Raw genomic sequence first — 5,331 nt, 5'->3', positions numbered from 1 at the left:
AAACAAACTGTTGCACAGAATTGTAGCTGTTGTGAATCGTGGAACACCTTACACACCAGAATTAAAAAATAGTTAGAAATAACTTTTTTTAATCATAGATATCGCTGGGCTACATGGCGTGCCGCTTTTCGAAGCCCGTATGATTCCAACGTTAAGTAACGAAGTTAGTAGTTTGTGCGTAATTGGCAAACTGTCACGCGGCATGACGTGTAGCTAATGTTGTAGCCAGTGCGTGCCCTCCATTTTTCTATTTCAAGATGTCAACAGTACTCCGGAAAGTACCGATGTCAACCCTAGTATGATGCTGAAAATAATGTCTAGCCAGTTCATATTTCTTCTGTCCTCATTCTCAAACATTGTCCACCTATACTGTCGAAGAGATAAAATCATTTCTTTTTCCTTTATTGAATAATATATTAGTCGAAGAATTTGGTAAACTATCAATGTTGGGAATAATGCAACTAGACTGTCAAATGCTGTTCCCCTAGGGAAATCGAAATCTGGATTGTCTTTAACTAGTGGATAAATTAGTATTTGAATGATGCTTATTGTCAACCAGATTAGCCAAAATCTGATCTTCCTCAATTTTCTAAAGAATAGTCCAACTAGCAGGAATGGAGTGAGGAAAATATAAATGTTAGAAAAGTCTTTTAAGTTTTCCTTGTCGATAAGGTTGTATTGGTACGCACACCAGATAAATAATCCAACTGTCAAATGGCTAGATATTACTATCAAGTCCGTCTTGTTAAGATATCCTGTTTTAAAATCTCTCCTTAAGTTGTCTGTCAGCTTACTCATTGTTCAATGCATTGGCTACAACGTTTGTGTTTCTGCAGTGGTGCCTTTCCGAAGCCGCGTCCTGTCACACGAAACGAAAACGTTGAACGAAGATAAAACTTTAAAGCAACTCGTCACGGCACCATTGCAGAAACATTTTGTTAGCGGTAGTGGTTTTGGTCAGATTTTATTGTCGGTCAGTTAGCTGCTTGGTTAATTTAGATAATCTATTTCTGTTGTCAAGATTGTACGAGAACGAATTTGTCTTTACCGGGGATTGTCCACCTTTAAAATATTTGCCAGAAACGTTTGAAAGGTTGATTGAGTTAGTCAAATACAAAACTCTTTCAGCGGATTTTTGAGGTGTAATAGCTATAAATGACATACAAAATCTTACAAAACCTTGTAATACACCTTTTGATGTTTCAACTCCCAAGTTTGTCTTGACTATGCCTGGATGAACAGCATTTACAGTCACGTTGGTATTCTTCAATTGTTCAGCTAAGTCGTAAGTAAACATTACGTCTGCCACCTTTGATTGTAAATAAGCCGTAACTCCGCTATAATTTTTCTTGCTGTGTATGTCCTTAAAATTAATTTTTGCAATAGGTGGAATGAGTGAAGCAACATTGATAATTCTTCCTTGTTTTGCATTTTTTAGTTCTTCTAAAAGTAGAAGTGAAAGCAAATAATGTGAAATATAATTGACAGCTAAGGTTTGCTCAATTCCTTCTTTAGTTTCAATTCTTTCACTTGAGACTAAACCAGCACAATTAATAAGTACATCTAATTTGTTGTGTTTCGTTTTGAAATCAATCGCAAGATTTTTAATGTCCTTTTGCAATGAAAGGTCAGCATACAGCAATTCAATATTTGCCTTAGGTTTAATGCTCAAAATTTCTTTTTTGAGTTCTTCACCTTTCTGTTTGTTTCTTGCAATAAGAAATAATTGATTTTCTGGTTTTGCCAATTCAAGTGTTGTGGCTTTACCAACTCCACTTGTTGCACCAGTTATAAGAATGATTTTATTTTCCATTTTCTATTTGTTCTTTAATGAGTTTAATTGACCGTTTCATATAGGTTCTGAAATCGTGATTGATAAATGGCTTCAAGAAAAATCTTTTAAATCTACTTTTAGCATAGAAAGTGTAAGTCCATTTAACTTCTGTTTTGTCGCCATTTGCCGTAAACCACCATTGTCCTGTTCCGTGTGACGCAAAACGTCTTTGGAAACTGCTAAATTCACTAACCTTATAGGCGAAATAAGTAGGTCTGTCAAAGTTGGTGAGTTCTTCTTTTAAAGTATCCCCATTTGCAAAAAAGACAGTCCGATAAGAACCCGGTGTTAACCAGTCGCCTTGATGAATTTTTGAACCAGTTACTGCTGGGATGATAAAATACTTTTTAAGTATTTTGGGTAATACATCTTCTGCTACAATAAAGTCAAAGACTTTTTCAATTGGTGCATTGACTACAAATTCTTCTGTGTGTGGTGTTGCTAATTTATCCATTCTACTTGTTTTGTATTGGTCATCTGTCGTTTGAGCAAATAGGCAGCATACGCCACTAATGCCAAACAAGATTGTTGAAGTAATTACTCTGCCTGTTATTTTCATAGGGCAAAGGTCTTCACTTCAATTTTCAAAACATTTACCAAATGGTAAAAAGTGAAATCAGCTTATGTTTTTTCTAATTCTACTCAAAGATTGTTGAGTAATTCCAAGATATGAGGCTAAATAGGAAAGAGGAATTCTTAAAGCCAATTTTGGAAACTGGTCAAGAAATTTTTTGTATCGAGTAGTTGCATCTTCCGCAAGCATTGGGCTTATGCGGTTTACTTTATCTAAAAAGGCTTTAGTCGTAATTTGATTTGTAATTTTATCCCAGCCAACAATGGTATTAGCAATATCAGTAAGGTCTTTACGCTTGAAAACAACTAACTCAACGTCTGTAACAGCCTGAATATATTCACTTGAAGGAATTTGATAAGTGTAACTATTGAGGTCAACTAGAAAATTATTTTCGTCAATAAAGTAACGAGTTATTTCATTACCATCCTTACTATAATAGCAAACTCTAAAAATACCTTGTGTAACAAAGCCAACTTCATTTGCTGTTCTGCCTGCTTCTGAAAAATAGTCGCCTGTTTTTAATTTTCTTATTTCAGTCTTTGAGCCAATGAGTTCAATTTGTTGCTTTGTCAATGGACTGTATTGCAATAATAATTCTATGAGTTGTTGCATTATTTTGTCTTGTAATTCAGCAAATTTAAGATTACTGTCTTTGTGTCTATTTACCAAATGTTAAAAAGCAGTGTCGGTTTGATGCTTGCAGGGTCGTCCTACCATTACCGCTAACGTTTGTGTTTATGCAGTGTGGGGAATAGGAGGGCTTAAAAATGAAGCGCAGCGGAATGTTAAGCCCGACCTGCTCTGAACTGTCCCCCGTGACCAAACTACATTTTGAAACATAAACTTTAATTTAACACCAAACCCCCACATTGCATAAACATTTTGTTGTAAGCTGTTGCGCCTTCACCGAATAGTAGCACGGATGCAAAGGCTTTGGTTTGTGTGTCGGCATTTTGGGGGGCCTTAGCATTGGTGCGGTTTAGTTGGGATTCCTTTTTTATGTCATTAGTTGTCAGTTTTTTTGTCCTTACTTGCGAAAACCTTTATTAAAATTGCGTTTTAAGCTATATTTTTAAGTAAATATCCCGTCATGAAAGAACTTGTGTTGGACCTGCCTGTTAAGGATAACTCAATCAGTGGTTTACTTAATAAATTCCATTGTGCTGATTGTATTGACTTTATGGATAAAATGCCTAAAAAGTCCGTTGGGGCAATCGTCACCTCTCCGCCATATAATTTAAAGAACTCTACAGGAAATGGAATGAAAGACGGTCGGGGTGGAAAATGGGCAAACGCTGGACTAATTAATGGTTACGAAAATTATGATGATAATATGCCTCATGAGGAGTACACCAATTGGCAACGTAGATGTCTTGAGTCAATGATGAGGATTTTGAAAGACGATGGTGTCATTTTCTATAATCATAAATGGCGTGTTCAAGGAGGACAGTTACAGGATAGGCATGATATTGTTGATGGTTTCCCTGTCCGCCAAATAATTATTTGGAAAAGAAAGGGAGGTATTAACTTTAACGCAGGATATTTTCTTCCCACTTATGAGGTAATCTACATGATTACTAAACCTAATTTTAAACTTGCGGAAGGTGCAAACAAGTTGACTGATATTTGGGAAATAGCACAAGAGAGAGACAACGAACATCCTGCACCGTTTCCGCTCGAACTACCAATGAATTGTATTTCTTCTACTACTCATAAAACTGTTTTGGACCCTTTTATGGGTTCGGGGACAACCGCCATTGCTGCAAAACTTCTCAAACGTAATTGGATTGGTATTGATGTTTCAAAGGAGTATTGTAAAATGGCAGAGAAAAGAATAAAGTCCTTCAATAAACAGTTAGATTTTTAATGAGTCCTTCAGCAATTCCTAAATCTTCAGGGGCAGCCTTTAAGATTATTCATAAGATTTTACAAATGGGATGGGTTGATATGCCCGAACAATTCCAAGGTAGCGGAGCGCCTGGCGATACTTTGGAGCATTTGTTAGATGTAACGAGAAATAATAAAGATGGTCCCGATTTGATGGATTGGGAAATTAAATTTCATGGTGGAAATGCCTTGTTAACATTACTTCATAAGACACCTCAACCCGCGGGTATTATGAATGAACTTGTTAATACTTTCGGTTGGCCAAATGAAAAAGGACAAATTAGTTTCAGACATACAATCAGCGGTAAATCTGAAAGAGGATTCCTTGTCATAAATGGCGATAATAGAATAACTGTGGAAAATGTTAACAATCGAAAGATTGTTCCTTATTGGGAGCATAATGTTATTCTTAACACAATCGGAGCGAAGTTGAGAAGATTAATCTTGGTTCACGGAACAGTCAACAAGGCAGAGCGAAAAGTTATGTATGAAAGTGCTCACGCTTACTGGGACCTTAATCTATTAGGAATTTGTCAGGCTATTGAAGACGGTATAATTTATATTGATTTTGACGCAAGAACTAAAGGAGGTAAAGGGTCAGCACTGCGAGACCACGGAACTAAATTTAGGATTCACATTGATGATATTGGAGTCATCTATGAAAACACACAAGTCATTTTACCTGCGGATGAGTCAAAAGTTAAAAAGTCGTCCAAGAAATCCTGAGTCCGTTCTCTAAAATTTCTCGTTTGTCTTTTTATTTTTTTGTCCCCCGTGTCCATTTGTCAATGGGGCTTGTGCGGTTGCAAAGGTTGGCTCTTTTAATTGCTTTGGTGTCGCGGTGGGTTTGCGCGGCAATTAAATGTGCCAATGCGCGTAAGGTCTACACTGTCTTGGCGCAATAGCTTACAACGTTTGGCTATAACCAGTGGCGGCTTTTGAAACTGTTATTATCCACCGTGACCAAACATAATAACGAAGATACAATTTTATACTTACTCTTCACCCGCCATTGGTTATAGCTTTTGTTGTGCAC

General features: G+C 36.7%; 5 protein-coding genes. 2 read left to right on the top strand and 3 right to left on the bottom strand.

Annotated elements, in window-relative coordinates:
- Positions 1-964 precede the first annotated feature (964 nt).
- The 3 genes from SanaruYs_RS19825 to SanaruYs_RS19815 are packed head-to-tail and all read right to left on the bottom strand — an operon-like array spanning position 965 to position 3,020.
- Complete coding sequence (locus tag SanaruYs_RS19825; RefSeq protein ID WP_127124366.1) at positions 965-1,813, bottom strand: SDR family NAD(P)-dependent oxidoreductase; 849 nt, start codon at positions 1,811-1,813, stop codon at positions 965-967.
- Complete coding sequence (locus tag SanaruYs_RS19820; RefSeq protein WP_127124365.1) at positions 1,803-2,393, bottom strand: SRPBCC family protein; 591 nt, start codon at positions 2,391-2,393, stop codon at positions 1,803-1,805. Before SanaruYs_RS19820 ends, SanaruYs_RS19825 begins: the two co-directional genes overlap by 11 nt.
- Positions 2,394-2,450: 57 nt before the next feature.
- A complete protein-coding gene (locus SanaruYs_RS19815; protein ID WP_127124364.1) occupies positions 2,451-3,020 on the bottom strand; it encodes a Crp/Fnr family transcriptional regulator in 570 nt (189 codons plus the stop codon).
- Between the two features lie 478 nt (positions 3,021-3,498).
- Here SanaruYs_RS19815 and SanaruYs_RS19810 point away from each other — a divergent pair, with 478 nt between their 5' ends.
- Together SanaruYs_RS19810 and SanaruYs_RS19805 are read left to right on the top strand one after the other, a co-directional pair.
- Positions 3,499-4,275: a DNA-methyltransferase gene (locus SanaruYs_RS19810; protein WP_127124363.1), complete on the top strand. Its 777-nt coding sequence runs from the start codon at positions 3,499-3,501 to the stop codon at positions 4,273-4,275.
- Complete coding sequence (locus SanaruYs_RS19805) at positions 4,275-5,021, top strand: MvaI/BcnI family restriction endonuclease (protein WP_127124362.1); 747 nt, start codon at positions 4,275-4,277, stop codon at positions 5,019-5,021. The genes SanaruYs_RS19810 and SanaruYs_RS19805 overlap by 1 nt, the downstream gene beginning before the upstream one ends.
- Positions 5,022-5,331: the final 310 nt, after the last annotated feature.

Source organism: Chryseotalea sanaruensis (assembly GCF_003990915.1).
GTDB classification, from domain to species: domain Bacteria; phylum Bacteroidota; class Bacteroidia; order Cytophagales; family Cyclobacteriaceae; genus Chryseotalea; species Chryseotalea sanaruensis.
This window is presented reverse-complemented; position numbering and strand designations above follow the sequence as displayed.